A 17,470-nucleotide genomic window follows, 5' to 3' on the forward strand; every position below is an offset into this window, starting at 1 on the left:
CTACACGCATTGGGGTGTGCGGATCGAGGCGCGCACCTGAGTGACCCGAGCGCGCACTGCCGAAGGCCGCATCCGGACCGGGCCTTCCTTGACGCCTGCGCCCCTTCCGTCGCAGGCGCGGCACAGCCCTCCGGGCAGAGCCTCCGGGCGGCCGGGCACGCCGCAGTCCGTGCACTCCATGAGGGTGCGCGGGGTTCGGAGGAGGCGGGGCGCTCGGGAGGCAGCTTGTCGATGAGCCTGCGCCGGACGAAGGCGCCGGGTGAGTGGACCTGCTCGGGAAGACCGGCGACGAGGATTTGCGTGAGGTGGTCGGGGGTGATTCCGCGGGCCAGCCAGTCGGCAGCCGACTGCTCCAGGGCCGCACAATCGGCGGAGGTCAGGGCCAAGCGCGGGTCATACAGGCCGAGTTGAGCGAGGGTGACGTAGGCCGTGGAGGGGCGGGTGTCACCGTGCGGATGTGACAGTTCGGGCTGGGATGTTACGTCGCTGGGGACGGCCTCGGGCACAGGGCTGCCGCCCGAGTCAGCGTCGAGGAACCGGGCCCACCATTCGTTGTCACGTGCGGTACGGGACCAGTAGGTGTGGAAGACCCATCGCGTTCCGCTCTCGCCTTCGCCTGTTTCGATACGGCGGCGGATGCGGCGCAGGTGCCCAGCCCTGCCGAGCTCGTTGAAGGCCGAGCGCACGGCTTGCTGCCCGTACAGGGGCTGGGCCTTGGCGATGGTCTTGGCGTCCATGGCGGCGTTCTCGCAGAGCCGGTCGAGGAGGCCGGCGAGGTACGCCTCGCGGGCGGGGAGGTGGTCGAAGTCGCCAGGGCGGGGCGGCAGCTGATCAGGCGCGGAGCGTTTGCCGTAGCCGGGCTTGGCCAGGGGATGCGCTGCGGGTGCGGGCAGGGCAGCGCTATGGTTTTCGTAAGCCACGAGATCGTCCTTACCGATCTTGGGGTGAGACCCCGGCGGGTGCTGCTAACACCCGACCGGGGTTGTTTGTTGTCGCGAGCGCTAGACGGTCGCGACGGCGCGTCGCAAGCCGATCACGATAAGTCATGTCGGCTGGTATGGGCGGCAGTTGGCGCGCGGGGAGGGCGGGAGGGTGGGTTGGTTCTTTCCGCCCGTTCCTTGGAAAAGGAGCTCGGGTCTCGCAGCCCGAAGCCCGGGGCTCAGGCTTCGCGGGCGGCGTAGGCGAGGAAGGCGCTCCAGGCGTCTACGGGGACGGCGAAGCGGGGGCTTCGAGCGCCGAGCTTCGAGTCGCGGACATGGATGGTGTGGCTGGACTTGCGCTGGACGTAGGCGACTTCGAGGCAAGCGCTGCCCGACGAATCGCTGTAGCTAGACTTGAACCACGCCAACTCGGCGCTCATAGCTCCTCCGCCAACTTCCTGATGACCCGGGCAGACTCCTCAACGCTAAGCGCCTGCATGCGGATCATGCCATGCCGTTGAGTGAGGATGCTGAGTTTGTCCCCGCTGCCGTACAGCGCACCGGTCTCCTGCCCGTCAGCGAATGCGTACTGCTCGTGATCGGCCGTCTCCACCAACACGATGGGGCCGCTGAGCGCTGCCGCCGGAGCACTCTTGAAGGGCAACACTTGGATCGAGACGTTGCGCCACTGGCCCACCTCCGAGAGGTGCTCGAGTTGCTTCCGCATCACACCCTCGTCACCGACGACGGCACGTAGTGCGGCCTCATGGAGCACGAAGCTGAACAGCGCGAGCGGCTTGCTGGTCAGCTTCTCCTGCCGACGGAGCCTCGCAGCGACTCGCTCGGCCACTGTCTCCTCGTCAAGCAGCGGGCAATCGTTGCCGATCAGCTCCCGGGCGTAGTCCCCCGTCTGCAACAACCCTGGAATCAGCATCGGCTCGTACCACTGCACCGTGATCGCCTCGGCCTCGATCGCCATGTATTCCTTGGACCGCGCGGGGAAAGGCTCAGGTTTCAGAAACTCATGCCCGGCCAACAACTTCCCCCGCGCCCCGCACATCTGATCCGCGATCTGCAACAACCTGAGCGTCGGCCTCCGCCGCCCGCACTCCATCGACTTGACGTACTCAAAGTCGTACCCGGCCTCGTCGGCCAACTCCTTGCGACCGACCCCCGCCTCCTCCCGCCACAACTTGATCTGCCCACCGCAGTACCGCCAGTTCTGCTGCGCCTGCTGGGACTCCCCGGAAGCCACGCACCCACCCGCCTCCCACTGCCACACCGTGTACAAGCGCGCTGTGTACCCGCTTCGCCACTCCCTGAGGCTACGCGCCAACCACCAGCCTGATCACAGCAAATGACGGAGAATCACACGCAAGGAACCGAGCGCGCATGCCCAAGGACCGCGAGGACCGCAAGGACATCGAGTGGCGCCTCCCCCGCCACGCCCGCAGCGTGAGCCGCGCCCGATCCCTCCTCCGTGACCAGGTCACCACCTGGAAGCTCCCGGACGGGGTGACGGAAACGGCCGTACTCCTGCTCAGCGAGCTGATGACGAACGCATACCGTCACGCGAAGGTCTCCCCCGGCCGCGAGATCTGGGCCCGCTGCACTCTGGAGGCCGACCGTCTCCGCATCTCGGTGACGGATGCCAACGACACGCTGCCGACACCTCGCCACGCATCACCGGACGACGAGTCCGGCCGGGGTCTGACCCTGGTGGCAGCGCTGTCGGACGAGTGGGGTGTCGGCCCCCGGCCCGGCGGTATCGGCAAGACGATCTGGTTCGAGCTGTGGACGCCTACGCTGTAGGGGCACCAGCGCCGACAGGCCTACGCGCGACGCCCTGATGAACCGCAGCTGAGGTCAGTTTGTTCATCCCCCGCCCCGAACGATTCTTCTTCGCCTCTGAACGCCTTACGGAACGCGCCCGACGCCGACAACGGAGTCAGCCCTCAGTGCCGGCAGACGAGGATGCCGCCCAGGCACGTGATCTCGAAGGCCCCGTGCTGGGCGATGTGGTCGACGAGGATCGTGCGGGCCCGCTCGATCGTGGCCTCGAAGGGCACGTCGTGCTGGTCCGCCCACGCCCGGCAGGAGGCCATGTGCGCGATGACCGGCTCGGGATCGTGGACTGTGATGGTGCCGGGCAGTTCGATCGTGTCCACACGCCCGAACTCCTCGCCCAGGATGGCCGAGGCCTTCTCCAGGGGGAAGCGGGCGCTGAGCGAGATGCGGGCCGGCCCGCGTTCGGTGCCGAGGACGTCGCCGGCGGCCCGCTGCCACAGGTCGTCGAGTTCGGGCTTGTCGCGGGCGCTGTTGGTGGAGACGACCAACAGCCCGTCGCGGGCCACGACACGGGACAGCTCCCCGACCGCTCGGGGGATGTGCGGGACGTGGTAGAGCATGTGCATCGCCAGGGCCGCGCCCACGCTCGCCGTCGCCAGCGGCAGGTGGGTGACGTCCGCCACGGCGACCGGAGCGGGGACACCGGCGAGGATGCCGGGAGCGATGTCCAGGCCCAGCACGGCCAGGTCGGGCCTGTCCCGGCGGAGTCGTTGGACGTACGTGCCGTTGCCGCAGCCGATGTCGACGACGCGTCCGCGCACCTCGCTCAACTGCTCGGCGACCATGCCCGGCAGGTCGTAACGGGGCGTCTTCCACTCGTAGAGCGCCTGACGTGCGGCGAGGTCCCGGTCGCTGCTGTAGGCGCTCCCGGCGAGGCGGTTCCGGTCGGTGACGGCGGCGTCGTGTGCGGCGGACAGTTCGGTCACGTCGGGACCTCCGGGGCGGCGGCGAGGAGTTGTGAACAGTCCTACCCAGTGCTGGTGGAAGCCCGGTGGTCGGCCTGGAGCCGGAAAACCATGTAGTCAGCGCCGTCGTCAGCGGTGGCGGTGCGCACCTGGCCGATCTGATCGGCGGGGCTGGGGGGCCAGGAAGACTGCGTGGAATCGGCGTGACAGGCTGAGCGCGGCCACGCGCTCAGCCCGGCTGCCGGAAGGGCAGTCGTCAGGCGTCCACGAGGCGTCAAGCCCGCCACCGTAAGGTAGGTGGGAATCTCCCGGCTTCAGCGGGAGAGCACTTTAAGATCGCGGCCATGACCATCCGCTGGACCTACGCCTTCATCGACCGCCCCGCCGGACTCCTGGACCCGGCCCACGGCTTCTGGACGGCGGTCACGGACACCCGGCTGTCCGAACTCCGGGGAGAGAAGCAGGAGTTCGCCACGCTGCTGCCCGGCCCGGGAGCGGACGCCTGCGTCAAGGTGCAGGGGGTCGACGCCGGTCAGGGCGGCGCGCATCTCGACTTCGCCGTCGACGACGTACGGGAGTTCGTCGCGTCGGCGGTGCAGCTCGGAGCGGAGGAAGTTGCCGAGCACGAGGGGTGGGCCGTACTGCGGTCGCCTGCGGGACAGTTGTTCTGTGCCGTGCCGTGGCACGGGGAGTCGGTGCGGCCACCCGTGGTGCGCGGCAGCCGGCTGGATCAGGTGTGCCTCGACGTCCCGCCTTCGTCGTACGACACCGAAGTCGCCTTCTGGAGCGGGCTGCTGGACGGTTGGGAGTCCCTGCCGGGTGCTCTGCCCGAGTTCCACGTGATCAAGCCGCCGCCCGGACTGCCGGTGCGGATGCTGCTGCAGCGGCTCGGCACCGAACGGCCGGTCTCCGCCCACCTCGACCTCGCCTGCGCCGACATCGAGGCGACCCGTGCCGAGCACGAGCGGCTCGGCGCACGGCCGGTGTACCGCGGCGCCCACTGGACGGTGATGCGCGACCCGGCGGGCGGCACGTACTGCCTGACGGGGCGAGACCCGGAGACGGGCGGGCTGCCTAGCCGACCTTGATCACGCAGGCGTAGTCGTACACCACCCCGTCCTCACGGGGTGGGGGCGTGGGCCTCCGGCAGGCGGTGTTCCGGTCCTCCTCGGACAGCGGCGTCGGCGTCGGGCTCGACTCCTCCCGGCCGTACGGCTCCGGCGGCTCGGCCGAGTCCTGCAACCACAGGGTGAGTCCGCCCCCGACGACCACCGTCACTGCCCACACCGTCACGGCCCACCGCCATGCCGTACGACGTCTGCCCCCGGATTCCGTCACACCCAACCCTCCCTGCGCACCTGGCACTTGGGGCAACGTTACGGCCTCAGTCGCGCCGCCCGCGCCTGCAGGTACCGCTGCTCCGGCAGGCTCAGCGTCCTGGCGGCCGCCGACTCGTAGGCGGCGCGGGCGGCCTCGTACTCCCCGGTCCGCTCCAGGAGGTGGGCGCGCACTGCGTCCAGACGGTGACTTGCACTCAAGTCGGATGCGAGTGCGTCCAGTTCGGCCAGTCCGGCGCGCGTGCCTTCGGCCATGGCGAGGGCGACGGCACGGTTGAGACGTTCGACTGGGCCGGGCACCAGCCGTACCAGGACGTCGTACAGGCCGAGGATCTCCCGCCAGTCGGTCGCCTCGGCGGACGGGGCCTCGTCGTGCACCGCCGCGATCGCGGCGCGCAGTTGGTACGGGCCCGGCCGCCCCCCGGCCAGCGCCTGGGTGATCAGGGCGACGCCCTCCTCGATCGCCGCCTTGTCCCAGCGGTCGCGGCCCTGTTCGTCGAGCGGGACGAGCTCGCCGTGCGGGCCGGTACGCGCGTCCCGGCGGGCGTCGGTGAGCAGCATCAGGGCCAGCAGGCCGGCCACCTCGCCGTCGTCGGGGAGCAGGCGGTGGACCGTGCGGGTGAGCCGGATCGCCTCGCCCGCCAGTTCCCGCCGCTGGAGCGCCGCGCCGGAGGTCGCCGTGTAGCCCTCGTTGAAGATGAGGTAGAGGGTGTGCAGGACGGCGGGCAGTCGCTCTGCCCAGTTGTCCGGCCGCCCGAAGCGCACGCCCCGCACCTTCTGCTTGGCCCGGCTGATCCTCCCCCAGAGGGGGCACCCCCAGCGCCATGGTGGCCTCCGGAACCAGGCAGGCACGGGCGATCTCCGCCGTCGTCAGACCGCCGACCGCCCGCAGGGTGAGCGCGAGCTGCGCGGGCGGGGTCAGGTCCGGGTGGCAGCACAGGAAGAGCAGGGTGAGGGTGTCGTCCTCGCGCGGGGCACGGTCCGCGCTCGGCGGAGGGGCGATGAAGGTGTCGGGCGGGGTGAGCGCTGCCGCCCGCTCCTCGCGCCGGCGCCGCGCCTCCTCGCTGCGCAGCGTGTCGGTCAGCCGACGTGAGGCGACCCTGATCAGCCAGCCGCGCGGATTGTCCGGGACACCGTCCGACGGCCAGCGGTCGGCCGCCGCGAGGAGTGCCTCCTGTACGGCGTCCTCAGCGGCGTCGAAGTGCCCGTACCGCCGCACGACCGCGCCGAGGACCTGCGGCGCGTGCCGGCGCAGCAGGTCCTCGATCTCGTCCGGGCGGTTCCTCGGAGGCTCAGATGGCCGTTGTTTGTTCGAAGGCTCAAATGTCCCCCGCGCCGTCCATGATGGGCCGGATCACCACCGGATAGTTGGGGGCACCGGCCGGTTGGGGGCAACGGGTCACCCGGTCGGCGATCTCCGTGACCCGCTCCAGGCTCGCGCACTCCAGGACCCAGTAACCGGCCAGCAGCTCCTTGGTCTCGCTGTACGGCCCGTCGGTGATCACGGCCTTGCCGTCCTCACCGAGCGTGACCAGCCGGGTCCGGGCTGGCTCGGCCAGCCCCTGTGCGTCGACGAGCTCGCCGGACTCGGAGAGGTCGTCGTTGATCGCGCTCATGTAGGCGTACATGGCCTGCAGCTCCTCCTCGCTCCAGGCCGGGGACTGCGCGGAGGCCTTGCCCCGCATCGCCTCGTAGTCCGCCTGTGTGCCCTGCACCATGACCAGGTACTTCATGGGTCCGCTCCTTCGGCTCGGCCGCCCCCCATGGGCGGCTCTCGTACGGGACGTCGGAGCCGACCCCGGATTCTCGACACGGCTTCCGGAATTTCCTGGGCAGTTCGGTTCAGGGTTTCTCGGCTTGACTCAGGTGATGGGGCTCCTTTGCCGCGGGCGGGCCGGGCCGCCGCTCGGTGACGGGCTCGGCGTCGCCTCCGGCGTATGCCTCGCACTTGGGGTTCCGGCACGGGCCGGCAACCCACGTCGGTACCCATGCGCCCAGCGTCTTGTGGCGCCGGATGACCGTTTCGACTGGCTGTCCGCAGACGGGACAGGCTTTTTCGCTGTCCATGTCCTCAGGGTAGGGCGGACGGCGGCTCAGCGCTTCCTGCTGTACGTCCTCGCCAGAACTCCGTTGCCGAATGTGCGCGTCGACTTCAGGGTGAACTCGTGGACGGCGGTGCCGGAGCCGAACATCGGCATGCCGCTGCCCAGCACGATCGGGTACGTCTTGACGACGAGTTCGTCGATCTCGTCGATCAGCTCGCCCGCGAGCTGCGAGCCGCCGCACAGGTAGATGTCGAACTCGCTGTCCTCAGCCTTCAGTTCGCGGATCTTGCCGACCAGGTCCTCGGTGATGATCTCGACGTTGGGGTCGGGTGACTCCTTCAGGGTGCGCGAGGCGACGTACTCGCGCAGATGGGCGTACGGGCTGGTGATGCCCTCCTTCAGGGCCAGGTCGTAGCTGGCGCGGCCCTGGATGATCGTGTCGAACCGCTTGTTCGGCAGGTCGTCGATACCGAGCGGGCGGCGGCCGTGCGTCGGCAGGGTGTCCGGGTATTCCGTCGTGAGGTACTCGAGGAACTCCGGGTCGAGGAGGGACAGCATGGAGGAGGCGTCGCCGCTCGGGTCGCCGATGAAGCCGTCGATCGAGCAGGCGATGTAGTACACGAGCTTTCGCAAGCTGGTCTCTTTTCGTAGGCTGCGTTCGTTCCCTTGACCACTTCAGTTGTAGTACTTCGACTGTAGTGGTCGCAAGGATGTTTCCGAGGCGTGGCTCAAGTGGGAGAGGGGATTCCGTATGGCCGGCAATCCGGAGCGCCGGGCGGCCCTGGTCGACGCCGGGATCGAGGTGCTGGCGCGGGAGGGGGCACGCGGGCTGACGTTCCGGGCGGTGGACGCCGAGGCGGGGGTACCCGTGGGTACCGCCTCCAACTACTTCACCGCCCGGGACGACCTGTTGCGCCAGATCGACGACCGGCTGCACCTGCGCCTCGCCCCCGACCCCGACGTGCTCGACGAGCTGATGAAGGCGCCGAAGGACCGCGCCCTGGTCGTCGCCCTCATGCACGACCTGATCAACCGCGTGACCCGCGACCGCACCGGCTACCTGGCCCTCCTGGAGCTACGCCTCGAAGCCACCCGGCGCCCCGGCCTGCGCGAGTCGTACACCAAGTCGGTGCGCGGGGACCTGGAGGACGGCATGCGGTTCCATCGCGAGGCCGGGCTGCCCGGCGGTGACGAGACCGTCGCCGTGCTCTATCTCGCGATGCTCGGCCTGATCATCGAGCACCTGACCCTGCCGGGAGTACTGGAGGGCGTACTGCCGGGGGTGGGGGTGCCGGAAGGGCTGGTGGAGCGGATCGTACGCGTGGTGGTGCCGGAGGACTAACGGCTGTGCGGCTCGCGCCACATGGTCATATGCGGGGGCCGCCGTCCGTGTCGGCAGCCACAGCGCGCAGGCCGAACCGTCCTCGGTGCGGCCGGCACTGACAGAGGGCGGGTCCCGCGCACCGTGGGGATGTGCGGGACCCGCCAGGGCCGGAGCCGACCGGGGCGTGCGGGGTCAGGAGCCGCACGCCCCGGTGGCTCCGGGGTTCGGTTCGGGCGCTCAGCTGGTCCGCCGCGTCACGAACTCCGCGAGGGCGAGCAGGCCGCCCGCCGCCTCCGGGTCCGGGATCGCGCGGGACAGTTTCTGCATCGCCCGCGCCATCCGGTCGGACGCCTGACCCTGCGCCCAGTCGCGTCCGCCGGCCCGCTCCACGGCCAGCACCGTCGGCTCCAGGTCCCCGCCGTCGTAGGGGACTTCGTACAGCTCGGCGAGTTCGACGGCGGCCGGTGTGCCGGAGGTCAGCGCGGCGACCACCGGCAGGGACTTCTTGCGGGCGGCGAGGTCCGCGCCGGCCGGCTTGCCGGTGCGGCTCGGGTCGCCCCATATGCCGATGACGTCGTCGATGAGCTGGAAGGCGAGCCCGGCCTCACGGCCGAACGCGTCCACGGCCTCGGCATCGGCCGCCGACGCCCCGGCGTACAGCGCGCCCAGGGCGCAGGCGCAGCCCAGCAGCGCCCCTGTCTTGGCCTCGGCCATGGCGAGCACCTCGCCGAGGGTGACCTCCGCGGGGCCGCGGCCCTCCATCGCCGTGTCGGCCTGCTGGCCCTCGCACAGCTCCACGACGCAGGCCGCGAGCCGGGCAGCGGCGGCCGCGGACGCCGGGTGCGGATCCTCCGCGAGCAGCCGCAGGGCGAGCGCCTGGAGGGCGTCCCCGGCGAGGATCGCGTCGGTGTCGCCGAACACCGTCCAGGCGGTGGGCCGGTGCCTGCGCGTGGTGTCGCGGTCCATCACGTCGTCGTGCAGCAGCGTGAAGTTGTGGACCAGTTCCACCGCCGCGGCCGCCCGTACGGCCGCCGCCCGTGCCCCCGGTCCGCCGAGCGCGGCGGCCGTCGTCAGAACCAGCGCCGGGCGGATCGCTTTGCCGGCGTTGCCCGCCGCGGGTGTGCCGTCGGCGTGCTCCCAGCCGAAGTGGTAGCGCGCGATCCGGCGCATCGAGCCGGGCAGCGACTCGATCGCCGCGCGCAGTTCGGGGTCGATCGACGCCCGCGCACGCTCCAGGATCGCCACGGCCTCGTGGCCGTCGAACGGCCCCGGTCGGCTGTCCGTGTCGGTCGCGATGGAACTCCCTCTCTCGAGCGTCCCGGCGGGCCGCTGATCGGCCTCCGCCAAGGACGCGGTCGTGGATTCGGTCATGGACTCGGTCATGGAACCGGGATCCCCCCTCGGAGAGTCCGCGGACGGTGGCGCTTCCGTTCCGGTCGGACGCATACCCGGAGGTGTACCCGCCCTGACGGGCGGGGACACGACGGGTCTGCGGGCTGGGTCACCGCCAGCGGCCGGTCTCGACGTTCTCCAGTACGCCGAGCGCGTCCGGGACGAGGACCGCTGCCGAGTAGTAGGCCGTCACCAGGTACTTGATGATCGCCTGTTCGTTGATGCCCATGAACCGCACCGACAGGCTCGGCTCGATCTCGTCCGGCAGGCCGGACTGCCGCAGACCGATGACGCCCTGGTCGGCCTCGCCGAGACGCATGGCGATGATGGAGCTCGTCCGGGCCTCGGTGACCGGGATCTTGTTGCAGGGGTAGATGGGGACACCGCGCCAGGTGGGGATGCGGTTGCCGCCGACGTCGATCGTCTCCGGCACCAGTCCCCGCTTGTTGAGCTCACGGCCGAACGCGGCGATCGCCCGCGGGTGGGCGAGGAACATCTTGGTGCCACGGCGCCGGCTGAGCAGCTCGTCCATGTCGTCGGGGCCGGGCACGCCGTCGTGCGGCTGGATCCGTTGGTCGTACTCGCAGTTGTGCAGCAGACCGAACTCGCGGTTGTTGATCAGCTCGTGCTCCTGGCGTTCCTTCAACGCCTCCACGGTGAGCCTCAGTTGCTGCTCGGTCTGGTTCATCGGCTGGTTGTAGAGGTCGGCCACGCGCGTGTGGATGCGCAGCACAGTCTGGGCGACGCTCAGTTCGTACTCGCGGGGCCGGGCCTCGTAGTCGACGAAGGTATGCGGGATGTCCGGCTCGCCGGAGTGACCGGCGGCCAGGTCGATCTCCTTCTCGCCGTACTTGTTGGTGCGCTGCTGCGGGATCGCCCGCTGCTGCCGGAGGTGCTCGCGCAGCGAGTCGGCGCGCTCCGCGACCTGCTCGACGTCCCGCCGGGACAGGACGAGCACCGTGCAGGCCGTGTTCGCGCGGGCCGTGTACTCCCAGATGGCGTCCGGGTCGAGCAGCGCCTGGTCGCCGAGGTACGCCCCGTCGGCGAGGACGCCGAGGCTCTCGTCCTCGCCGTACGGGCCCGTGCCGATCTTCTCCACCCTGCCGTGCGCCAACAGGTACACCTCGTCGGTCTGATTGCCGAAGCCGGCGATCACCTCCCCCGCGGCGATCTCGCGCTGCACACAGCGCCGGGCCAGATCCGCCAGGACCTCCTCGTCCTCGTACGCCCGCAGCGCCGGCAACTCGCCCAGCTCCGCGGGGATCACCTCGACGCGGTCGCCGGTCTGCACGAAGGTGATGCGTCCGTCGCCCACCGCGTAACTCAACCGCCGGTTCACCCGGTACGTGCCGCCCTGCACGTCCACCCACGGCAGCATGCGTAGCAGCCAGCGCGAGCTGATCTCCTGCATCTGGGGTACGGACTTGGTCGTGGTGGCCAGGTTCCGCGCGGCCGCCGTACCGAGGCTCTGCTGCGGCCTGGTCTGCTCGGTGCGGACCTCTTCGCCTACCGACATAAGGAATTGCCCTCCCGGTCATGCCCTGGCAGCGGTGTGCGCCGGGCACCGATCTCCGCGAGCAACACTTCCATCACGCATCATGTTCGTGCCATTACCCGAAAGAGCGGGAATGGATCATCGCCGGGCGGGCACACATGGGGATCCTGTCGAGTGGCGCGCAGTGCCCACGGCGCTGACCGAATCCGCTCGCACGCTGTGCGAACGAGTGGTTCCGCTTGTCGTCGCTTCGGCACAAGCAGCGGTATGAGGCGGCCGCGACGGGCGGTCGTCGCACCGCACCGAAGGAGGCGCCCATGTCCTCACCGATGTCCGCGGACAGGTTTCTGCAGTGCCTGCGCGCGGAAGGCGTCACGGTCGTCGAAGTGGGCGACTGGAGACATCACAACCGCAATCACAAGGGCCCCTGGGGTCCCGTCCACGGCGTGATGATCCATCACTCGGTGACCCGGGGCAGCGAGCGGACCGTTGAGCTCTGCCGGGACGGCTACGCGGGCCTGCCGGGGCCGCTGTGCCACGGCGTCATCACCAAGGACGGCACCGTCCATCTGGTCGGCTACGGCCGCGCCAACCACGCCGGCCTGGGCGACGACGACGTCCTGCGCGCGGTGATCGCGGAGCGGGCGCTCCCGCCGGACAACGAGGCGAACACCGACGGCAACCGCCACTTCTACGGCTTCGAGTGCGAGAACCTCGGCGACGGCGAGGATCCCTGGCCCGCGGCGCAACTGGAGGCCATCGAGCGGGCGGCCGCCGCGGTGTGCCGGCAGCACGGCTGGAACGAGCGGTCGGTCATCGGCCACCGCGAGTGGCAGCCGGGGAAGGTGGATCCACGCGGATTCACGATGGCGTCGATGCGGGAGCGCATCCGCGACCGGCTGAAATAGGACACCGGGCGACAATGGCCGGGTGACCGGCCCCGACGCCCCCGACCTCGCCGTCCTGCACCCGCGGCTCCCCTCCCCTGCGCAGGAAGTGAACGACGACCGCCTCACCCGGCGGGGCGTCCGCCTCCTCCTCAAGCGCGACGATCTGATCCACCCCGACCTCATCGGCAACAAGTGGCGCAAACTCGCGCCCCACCTCACTGCGGCGGCGGGCCGCCCGATCCTCACCTTCGGCGGCGCCTACTCCAACCATCTGCGCGCCACCGCCGCCGCGGGCCGTCTCCTCGGCCTGACCACCATCGGCGTGGTCCGCGGCCAGGAACTGTCCGACCGTCCCCTCAATCCCTCCCTGGCCCGGTGCGCGGCCGACGGCATGCGTCTGCACTTCGTCGACAGGTCGACGTATCGCCACAAGACCGACCCGGAGACCCTCGCCGCCGTCCTGCGCGCCGTCGGCGCCGAGGACGCGTACGTCGTCCCCGAGGGCGGCAGCAGCCCCCTCGCCGTACGCGGCTGCCGGGCCCTCGGCGAGGAGCTGCACGGCCGGGCCGACGTCGTCGCCCTTGCCTGCGGAACCGGCGGCACCCTGGCCGGCCTCGCGGCGGGACTGGCCCCCGGCCGGCGTGCACTGGGCTTCCCGGTCCTCAAGGGCGGCTTCCTCACCGCCGACATACGCTCCCTCCAGGAGGCGGCCTTCGGCGGCCCGCGCGGCGACTGGCAGCTCGACGACCGCTTCCACTTCGGCGGCTACGCCCGCACCACCCCCGAACTCCACTCCTTCGCCGACGACTTCGAAAGCCGCCACGGACTGCCCGTCGAACGTCTCTATGTCGCCAAGATGCTGTACGGACTCATCGCCCTGGCGCAGGAGGGCGCGTTCCCGCGCGGGACGACGCTGGCAGCGGTGATCACCGGCCGGCCGTTTCCGTGAACGGCCCCGGCTAGGTTGCCTCCCGATAGGCAGCCGCCTCCTCGAGGTCCAGTCGGCGCAGCAGGGTGCGGAGCATCTCGTCGTCGATGTAGCGGCCGTCGCGGAGTTTCACGAAGACCTCGCGCTCGGCGCTGATCATTTCGCGGGCGAGACGGCGGTAGGTGTCGTCGGCGGTTTCGCCGGTGACGGGGTTGGGCTGGCCGAGGCGCTCCCAGACGGCGTTGCGGCGGCGTTCCAGGACCGAGCGCAGGCGGTCGGCGAGCGGCCCGGGCAGCGCGTTGCGTTCGTCGGAGAGGAGCTCGTCCAGGCGGCGCTCGGCGGCCCGGGAGGCCTGCGCCTGGGCATTGGCCTCGGCGAGCGTCTCGGCCTGGAAGTCGCGGCCGGGCAGCCTGAGGAGCCGGATGATCGGGGGCAGGGTGAGGCCCTGGATGACGAGCGTGCCGATCACTGTCGTGAAGGTGAGGAAGAGGATCAGGTTGCGGCCGGGGAAGGGCTCCCCGCCGTGCAGGGTCTGCGGGATCGAGAAGGCGATGGCGAGCGAGACCACGCCCCGCATACCGGCCCAGGAGACGATGAACGCGCTCTTCCCGCTCGGACTCCCCTCCCGTTCCCGGATGCGCGCCGACAGCATGCCGGGCAGGAAGGTCGCCGGATACACCCACACGAACCGGGTCACGACGACGACCAGGAAGACGGCGACCGCATACCAGGCGGCGTCCAGACCCTCGTACTCCCCGAGCCCTCTGAGGACCACCGGCAGCTGCAGTCCGATGAGCGCGAAAACCGTTGATTCCAGAACAAAGGCGACCATCTTCCACACCGCCGTCTCCTGGAGCCGGGTGGCGAAATCGACCTCCCACGCGCGGTGTCCGAGGTAGAGGGCGACCACGACGACCGCGAGGACGCCGGAGGCATGCACCTGCTCGGCGACGGCGTACGCGACGAACGGGATCAGCAGGGAGAGGGTGTTCTGGAGCAGCGGCTCCTTCAGGTGGGTACGCAGCCAGTGGATCGGCACCATCAGCACCAGTCCGACGCCGATGCCGCCGATCGCCGCGAGCAGGAACTCGCCGATTCCGCCGGCCCAGGTGGCGCCCTCGCCGACGGCGGCCGCGAGGGCCACGCGGTAGGCGGTGATCGCGGTGGCGTCGTTCACCAGGGACTCGCCCTGCAGGATGGTCGTGATCCGGGAGGGCAGTCCCACCCGGCGCGCGATCGCCGTGGCCGCGACGGCGTCCGGCGGCGCCACCACCGCGCCCAGCACCAGGGCCGCGGTCAGCGGCAGGCCCGGCACGATCAGATAGGCGGCCCAGCCGACGGCGAAGGTCGCGAAGAGCACATAGCCCACCGACAGCAGCGCGACGGGCCGCAGCTGCGCCCGCAGGTCGAGGTAGGAGCTGTCGGTGGCCGCGGTGTGCAGCAGGGGCGGCAGGATGAGGGGCAGGACGATATGCGGGTCCAGGGTGTATTCCGGGACTCCTGGGACATACGAGACCGCCAGCCCGACCGCCACCAGCAACAGCGGCGCCGGTACGGGGGTGCGCCGTCCGGCCGCCGCGATCGCGGCGCTGCCCGCCACCAGCAGCAACAGTGGCATCACGTCCATGGAATTCGCCCACCCTCATTTTCCGCGCGGTCTTCCGCACAGCCGTCGTAACCTGGCAATCATGAAACAATGCATGCATGTCGACGCACTGCCGCACCCGGAGCCCGGTCCCCTGACCGAGACCTGCCCGGAGTGCCTGGCGGACGGCACGCACCCGGTGCAGCTGCGGCTGTGCCTCACCTGCGGTCACGTCGGCTGCTGCGACTCCTCGCCGGGTCGGCACGCGACGGAGCACCACAACACGTCCGGTCACCCGGTGATGCGGACCTTCGAACCCGGCGAGAGCTGGCGGTGGTGCTTCGTCGACCACGTCCTCGCATGAGGTGCGCCGACGACCCGGAACCGGACGGTTCGACCGTCTGACGTCTGGGTACGTCAACCCGGCGCGCGCTCTCCCCAATTGGGGCCGCCCACCCTCTAGCCACTGTGCGTATTCGTATGTTTACTATGAGTGACAGCAAGGGGCGGGGTCCCGAGGACAGGACGCCGGGGAGCGCGGTAGCGTCACCGCTGAACCACACATCGCGTTACCCCGAGGGGCGACCCTCGGCCCCGTAAAGCTTGTACCACCTTGGAGGTGAGGGTGTCCCAGATCGCAGGCGAGCCCGCGACCCAGGACTTCGTGGAAGTCCGGCTGCCGGCTGCGGGTGCCTACCTGTCGGTGCTGCGGACGGCCACGGCCGGCCTCGCGGCCCGTTTGGACTTCACCCTCGACGAGATCGAGGACCTGCGCATCGCGGTCGACGAGGCCTGCGCGATCCTGCTCCAGCAGGCCGTGCCCGGCTCGGTGCTCAGCTGTGTCTTCCGGCTCGTCGACGACTCGCTCGAGGTCACCGTCTCGGCGCCGACCACGGACGGTCACGCCCCCTCGCGGGACACCTTCGCCTGGACCGTCCTGTCCGCCCTGGCGGGCAAGGTCTCCTCCGCCGTGGACGACGACAAAACCGTTTCGATCAGCCTCTACAAACAGCGCGGCGCGGGACCCGGGCCGACGTGAGGGACGGGGACGGGCCGGTGCGGGACGAAGAGCGCAGCACACGGGAGCTGCCGGCCGAGGACAGCGGTCCGGGCGGTTCCCGACGCATGGACGGCATCGACGGCATCCCTGAGCAGGCCCGGCCGCACCCGGAGGACGACTCCGACGCCACGGCGGAGGCCGGCTTCCCGGACGAGGGGCAGCGGGCTCAGGAAGGTGCCGTGCAGAGCGCGCCTCTGGAACGGCGGATCGGGGTGCCCCCTGCCCATGGGGGTCCCCCCACTCGAGGGAGGGCGAGAGTGGGGGAGGAGGCGAGGGCTCGGGGAAGGGCGACGGGCGGGACGATGAGCGAGCACGAGCGATACTCCGAGCATGATGCGCCGGCCACACAGGACGCGCAGGCCACTCAGGCCACGCAGCACGACCCTCAGGACCGCAGCGGGGCGCGCGCCATGTTCGTCGAGCTGCGCAGGCTGAAGGAGGGCAGCCCGGAGTACGCGGAACTGCGCAACCAGCTGGTCCGTATGCACCTGCCGCTCGTCGAGCACCTCGCGCGCCGCTTCCGCAACCGGGGCGAGCCGCTGGACGACCTCACCCAGGTCGCCACCATCGGCCTGATCAAGTCGGTCGACCGCTTCGACCCGGATCGCGGTGTCGAGTTCTCCACGTATGCGACCCCGACGGTCGTCGGCGAGATCAAGCGGCACTTCCGCGACAAGGGCTGGGCCGTGCGCGTCCCGCGCCGGCTGCAGGAGCTGCGACTGTCGCTGACCACCGCGACGGCCGAGCTCTCGCAGCTGCACGGCCGCTCCCCCACGGTCCACGAGCTCGCCGAGAAGCTGTCCATCTCGGAGGAGGAGGTCCTGGAGGGCCTGGAGTCCGCCAACGCGTACTCCACGCTGTCCCTGGACGTCCCCGACACGGACGACGAGTCTCCGGCCGTCGCCGACACGCTCGGCGCGGAGGACGAGGCGCTGGAGGGCGTCGAGTACCGGGAGTCGCTCAAGCCGCTGCTGGAGGACCTTCCGCCCCGCGAGAAGCGGATCCTGCTGCTCCGCTTCTTCGGCAACATGACCCAGTCGCAGATCGCGCAGGAGGTCGGCATCTCGCAGATGCACGTGTCGCGGCTGCTGGCGCGGACGCTGGCGCAGCTGCGGGAGAAGCTGCTCGTGGAGGAGTAGCGGCTACTTCTGGTCCTGCGCGTTGCCGGGCCCCCGGATCCCGAGGGCCCGGGTCGTCTCGGCGTTGATCAGCAGGACGAGCGCCGCGACGGCCACGACCGCCAGCGCGATGCCCGCCGGGATGGCCATGCTGTCGGCCTGGAGCAGGTTGTAGGCCACGGGCAGCGCGATGATCTGTGTGATCAGTGCCGGGCCACGGCTCCAGCTGCGTCGGCCCAGCAGTCCACGGGCGGCGAGCAGCGGCAGCAACGCGAGCACGATCAGGGTGACGCCTCCGGTCACGGCCTGCTGCCGGTCGTCCGGGTGCCCGGTGAGCCCGAGTACGGCGACCCAGGCACCGCCGACCACCAGCGCGAGCCCCTCCAGCGCGGTCAGCGCCGCGGCTGCGGTCAGCCGGACGGGACGGGGACCCGCCTCTTCGGCGGCTTCGGACGCGGGGTTCTGCGAAGAGCTCACCCCTGAAGGGTAGCCCTCGCCACGGAGGGCCCCGCGTGGAGGCTCGGGGGCGGCGAGGAGGGGGCGGAGGCCGAGGGCCGCGGCGTACCGCCCGAGTCGGCGCGACCGCCCGCGTCGGAGTCACGGCCGCGGCAGGAAGCCGCCGT

At 70.6% G+C, this 17,470-nt stretch carries 19 protein-coding genes and 2 pseudogenes; 8 read left to right on the forward strand and 13 right to left on the reverse strand.

All coding sequences use genetic code 11. The features are described 5' to 3' along the window. The 3 genes and pseudogenes from ACKTSN_RS16010 to ACKTSN_RS16020 form a co-directional block, all read right to left on the reverse strand. Nucleotides 1-920: pseudogene (locus tag ACKTSN_RS16010) on the reverse strand (hypothetical protein). Between the two features lie 239 nt (nucleotides 921-1,159). Further along, nucleotides 1,160-1,360 (reverse strand): DUF397 domain-containing protein, encoded by a 201-nt coding sequence (locus ACKTSN_RS16015; RefSeq protein WP_409469763.1) that lies wholly within the window; start codon nucleotides 1,358-1,360, stop codon nucleotides 1,160-1,162. After that, nucleotides 1,357-2,202 (reverse strand): helix-turn-helix domain-containing protein, encoded by an 846-nt coding sequence (locus tag ACKTSN_RS16020; protein WP_409474839.1) that lies wholly within the window; start codon nucleotides 2,200-2,202, stop codon nucleotides 1,357-1,359. Before ACKTSN_RS16020 ends, ACKTSN_RS16015 begins: the two co-directional genes overlap by 4 nt. A 110-nt stretch (nucleotides 2,203-2,312) precedes the next feature. Here ACKTSN_RS16020 and ACKTSN_RS16025 point away from each other — a divergent pair, with 110 nt between their 5' ends. Further along, the gene (locus ACKTSN_RS16025) at nucleotides 2,313-2,732 is read left to right on the forward strand and encodes an ATP-binding protein (RefSeq protein WP_409469764.1); all 420 of its coding nucleotides are present in this window, start codon (nucleotides 2,313-2,315) and stop codon (nucleotides 2,730-2,732) included. Between the two features lie 143 nt (nucleotides 2,733-2,875). Here ACKTSN_RS16025 and ACKTSN_RS16030 read toward each other — a convergent pair whose 3' ends face one another. Then, nucleotides 2,876-3,694 carry a class I SAM-dependent methyltransferase gene (locus ACKTSN_RS16030; protein WP_409469765.1) on the reverse strand — a complete coding sequence of 273 codons (819 nt, stop codon included), beginning with the start codon at nucleotides 3,692-3,694 and terminating at the stop codon, nucleotides 2,876-2,878. Nucleotides 3,695-4,017: 323 nt separating this feature from the next. Between ACKTSN_RS16030 and ACKTSN_RS16035 the strand changes: the two genes are divergently transcribed. Then, nucleotides 4,018-4,761, forward strand: coding sequence for a VOC family protein (locus tag ACKTSN_RS16035; protein WP_409469766.1), 744 nt, complete (start codon nucleotides 4,018-4,020; stop codon nucleotides 4,759-4,761). Here ACKTSN_RS16035 and ACKTSN_RS16040 read toward each other — a convergent pair. The 5 genes and pseudogenes from ACKTSN_RS16040 to ACKTSN_RS16060 all read right to left on the reverse strand — a co-directional run bounded on the left by ACKTSN_RS16040 (nucleotide 4,748) and on the right by ACKTSN_RS16060 (nucleotide 7,688). Next, nucleotides 4,748-5,011, reverse strand: coding sequence for a hypothetical protein (locus ACKTSN_RS16040; protein WP_409469767.1), 264 nt, complete (start codon nucleotides 5,009-5,011; stop codon nucleotides 4,748-4,750). The two genes, ACKTSN_RS16035 and ACKTSN_RS16040, sit on opposite strands and share 14 nt — an antisense overlap. 38 nt (nucleotides 5,012-5,049) lie before the next feature. Beyond that, nucleotides 5,050-6,277: pseudogene (locus ACKTSN_RS16045) on the reverse strand (RNA polymerase sigma factor). Nucleotides 6,278-6,329: 52 nt separating this feature from the next. After that, nucleotides 6,330-6,743 (reverse strand): YciI family protein, encoded by a 414-nt coding sequence (locus ACKTSN_RS16050; protein ID WP_224737321.1) that lies wholly within the window; start codon nucleotides 6,741-6,743, stop codon nucleotides 6,330-6,332. Nucleotides 6,744-6,852: 109 nt separating this feature from the next. Continuing rightward, on the reverse strand, nucleotides 6,853-7,077 hold the full coding sequence (locus ACKTSN_RS16055; RefSeq protein ID WP_409469768.1) for a hypothetical protein: 225 nt from the start codon (nucleotides 7,075-7,077) through the stop codon (nucleotides 6,853-6,855). A 26-nt stretch (nucleotides 7,078-7,103) separates the two neighbouring features. Further along, nucleotides 7,104-7,688: a dihydrofolate reductase family protein gene (locus tag ACKTSN_RS16060; protein ID WP_409469769.1), complete on the reverse strand. Its 585-nt coding sequence runs from the start codon at nucleotides 7,686-7,688 to the stop codon at nucleotides 7,104-7,106. A gap of 118 nt (nucleotides 7,689-7,806) precedes the next feature. On the opposite strand from ACKTSN_RS16060, the gene ACKTSN_RS16065 reads away from it, so the two are divergent. Next, nucleotides 7,807-8,397, forward strand: coding sequence for a TetR/AcrR family transcriptional regulator (locus ACKTSN_RS16065; protein ID WP_385265107.1), 591 nt, complete (start codon nucleotides 7,807-7,809; stop codon nucleotides 8,395-8,397). Nucleotides 8,398-8,616: 219 nt separating this feature from the next. Here the strand turns inward: ACKTSN_RS16065 and ACKTSN_RS16070 are convergent, their stop codons facing one another. Both ACKTSN_RS16070 and ACKTSN_RS16075 read right to left on the reverse strand, forming a co-directional pair. Further along, nucleotides 8,617-9,750 (reverse strand): family 2 encapsulin nanocompartment cargo protein polyprenyl transferase, encoded by a 1,134-nt coding sequence (locus ACKTSN_RS16070; RefSeq protein ID WP_409469770.1) that lies wholly within the window; start codon nucleotides 9,748-9,750, stop codon nucleotides 8,617-8,619. 130 nt (nucleotides 9,751-9,880) lie between these two features. Next, on the reverse strand, nucleotides 9,881-11,287 hold the full coding sequence (locus ACKTSN_RS16075) for a family 2B encapsulin nanocompartment shell protein (protein WP_409469771.1): 1,407 nt from the start codon (nucleotides 11,285-11,287) through the stop codon (nucleotides 9,881-9,883). 296 nt (nucleotides 11,288-11,583) lie between these two features. On the opposite strand from ACKTSN_RS16075, the gene ACKTSN_RS16080 reads away from it, so the two are divergent. Next, the gene (locus ACKTSN_RS16080; RefSeq protein ID WP_409469772.1) at nucleotides 11,584-12,174 is read left to right on the forward strand and encodes an N-acetylmuramoyl-L-alanine amidase; all 591 of its coding nucleotides are present in this window, start codon (nucleotides 11,584-11,586) and stop codon (nucleotides 12,172-12,174) included. Between the two features lie 22 nt (nucleotides 12,175-12,196). Beyond that, a complete protein-coding gene (locus tag ACKTSN_RS16085) occupies nucleotides 12,197-13,105 on the forward strand; it encodes a 1-aminocyclopropane-1-carboxylate deaminase/D-cysteine desulfhydrase (RefSeq protein WP_409469773.1) in 909 nt (302 codons plus the stop codon). 10 nt (nucleotides 13,106-13,115) lie between these two features. Here the strand turns inward: ACKTSN_RS16085 and ACKTSN_RS16090 are convergent, their stop codons facing one another. After that, entirely contained in the window at nucleotides 13,116-14,711 is a 1,596-nt protein-coding gene (locus tag ACKTSN_RS16090) for a Na+/H+ antiporter (protein ID WP_409469774.1), read from the reverse strand. 61 nt (nucleotides 14,712-14,772) lie between these two features. Between ACKTSN_RS16090 and ACKTSN_RS16095 the strand changes: the two genes are divergently transcribed. The 3 genes from ACKTSN_RS16095 to ACKTSN_RS16105 all read left to right on the forward strand — a co-directional run bounded on the left by ACKTSN_RS16095 (nucleotide 14,773) and on the right by ACKTSN_RS16105 (nucleotide 16,868). After that, the gene (locus tag ACKTSN_RS16095; RefSeq protein ID WP_409469775.1) at nucleotides 14,773-15,033 is read left to right on the forward strand and encodes a UBP-type zinc finger domain-containing protein; all 261 of its coding nucleotides are present in this window, start codon (nucleotides 14,773-14,775) and stop codon (nucleotides 15,031-15,033) included. A gap of 261 nt (nucleotides 15,034-15,294) precedes the next feature. Then, the gene (locus tag ACKTSN_RS16100; protein ID WP_129802215.1) at nucleotides 15,295-15,708 is read left to right on the forward strand and encodes an anti-sigma regulatory factor; all 414 of its coding nucleotides are present in this window, start codon (nucleotides 15,295-15,297) and stop codon (nucleotides 15,706-15,708) included. Nucleotides 15,709-15,725: 17 nt separating this feature from the next. After that, nucleotides 15,726-16,868 (forward strand): RNA polymerase sigma factor SigF, encoded by a 1,143-nt coding sequence (locus ACKTSN_RS16105; RefSeq protein ID WP_409474840.1) that lies wholly within the window; start codon nucleotides 15,726-15,728, stop codon nucleotides 16,866-16,868. 3 nt (nucleotides 16,869-16,871) lie between these two features. On the opposite strand, the gene ACKTSN_RS16110 is transcribed toward ACKTSN_RS16105, so the two are convergent. Then, nucleotides 16,872-17,324 carry a hypothetical protein gene (locus tag ACKTSN_RS16110; protein ID WP_409469776.1) on the reverse strand — a complete coding sequence of 151 codons (453 nt, stop codon included), beginning with the start codon at nucleotides 17,322-17,324 and terminating at the stop codon, nucleotides 16,872-16,874. Between the last annotated feature and the right edge of the window lie 146 nt (nucleotides 17,325-17,470).

The organism is Streptomyces flavusporus (genome assembly GCF_046267975.1).
Classification (GTDB): domain Bacteria; phylum Actinomycetota; class Actinomycetes; order Streptomycetales; family Streptomycetaceae; genus Streptomyces; species Streptomyces flavusporus.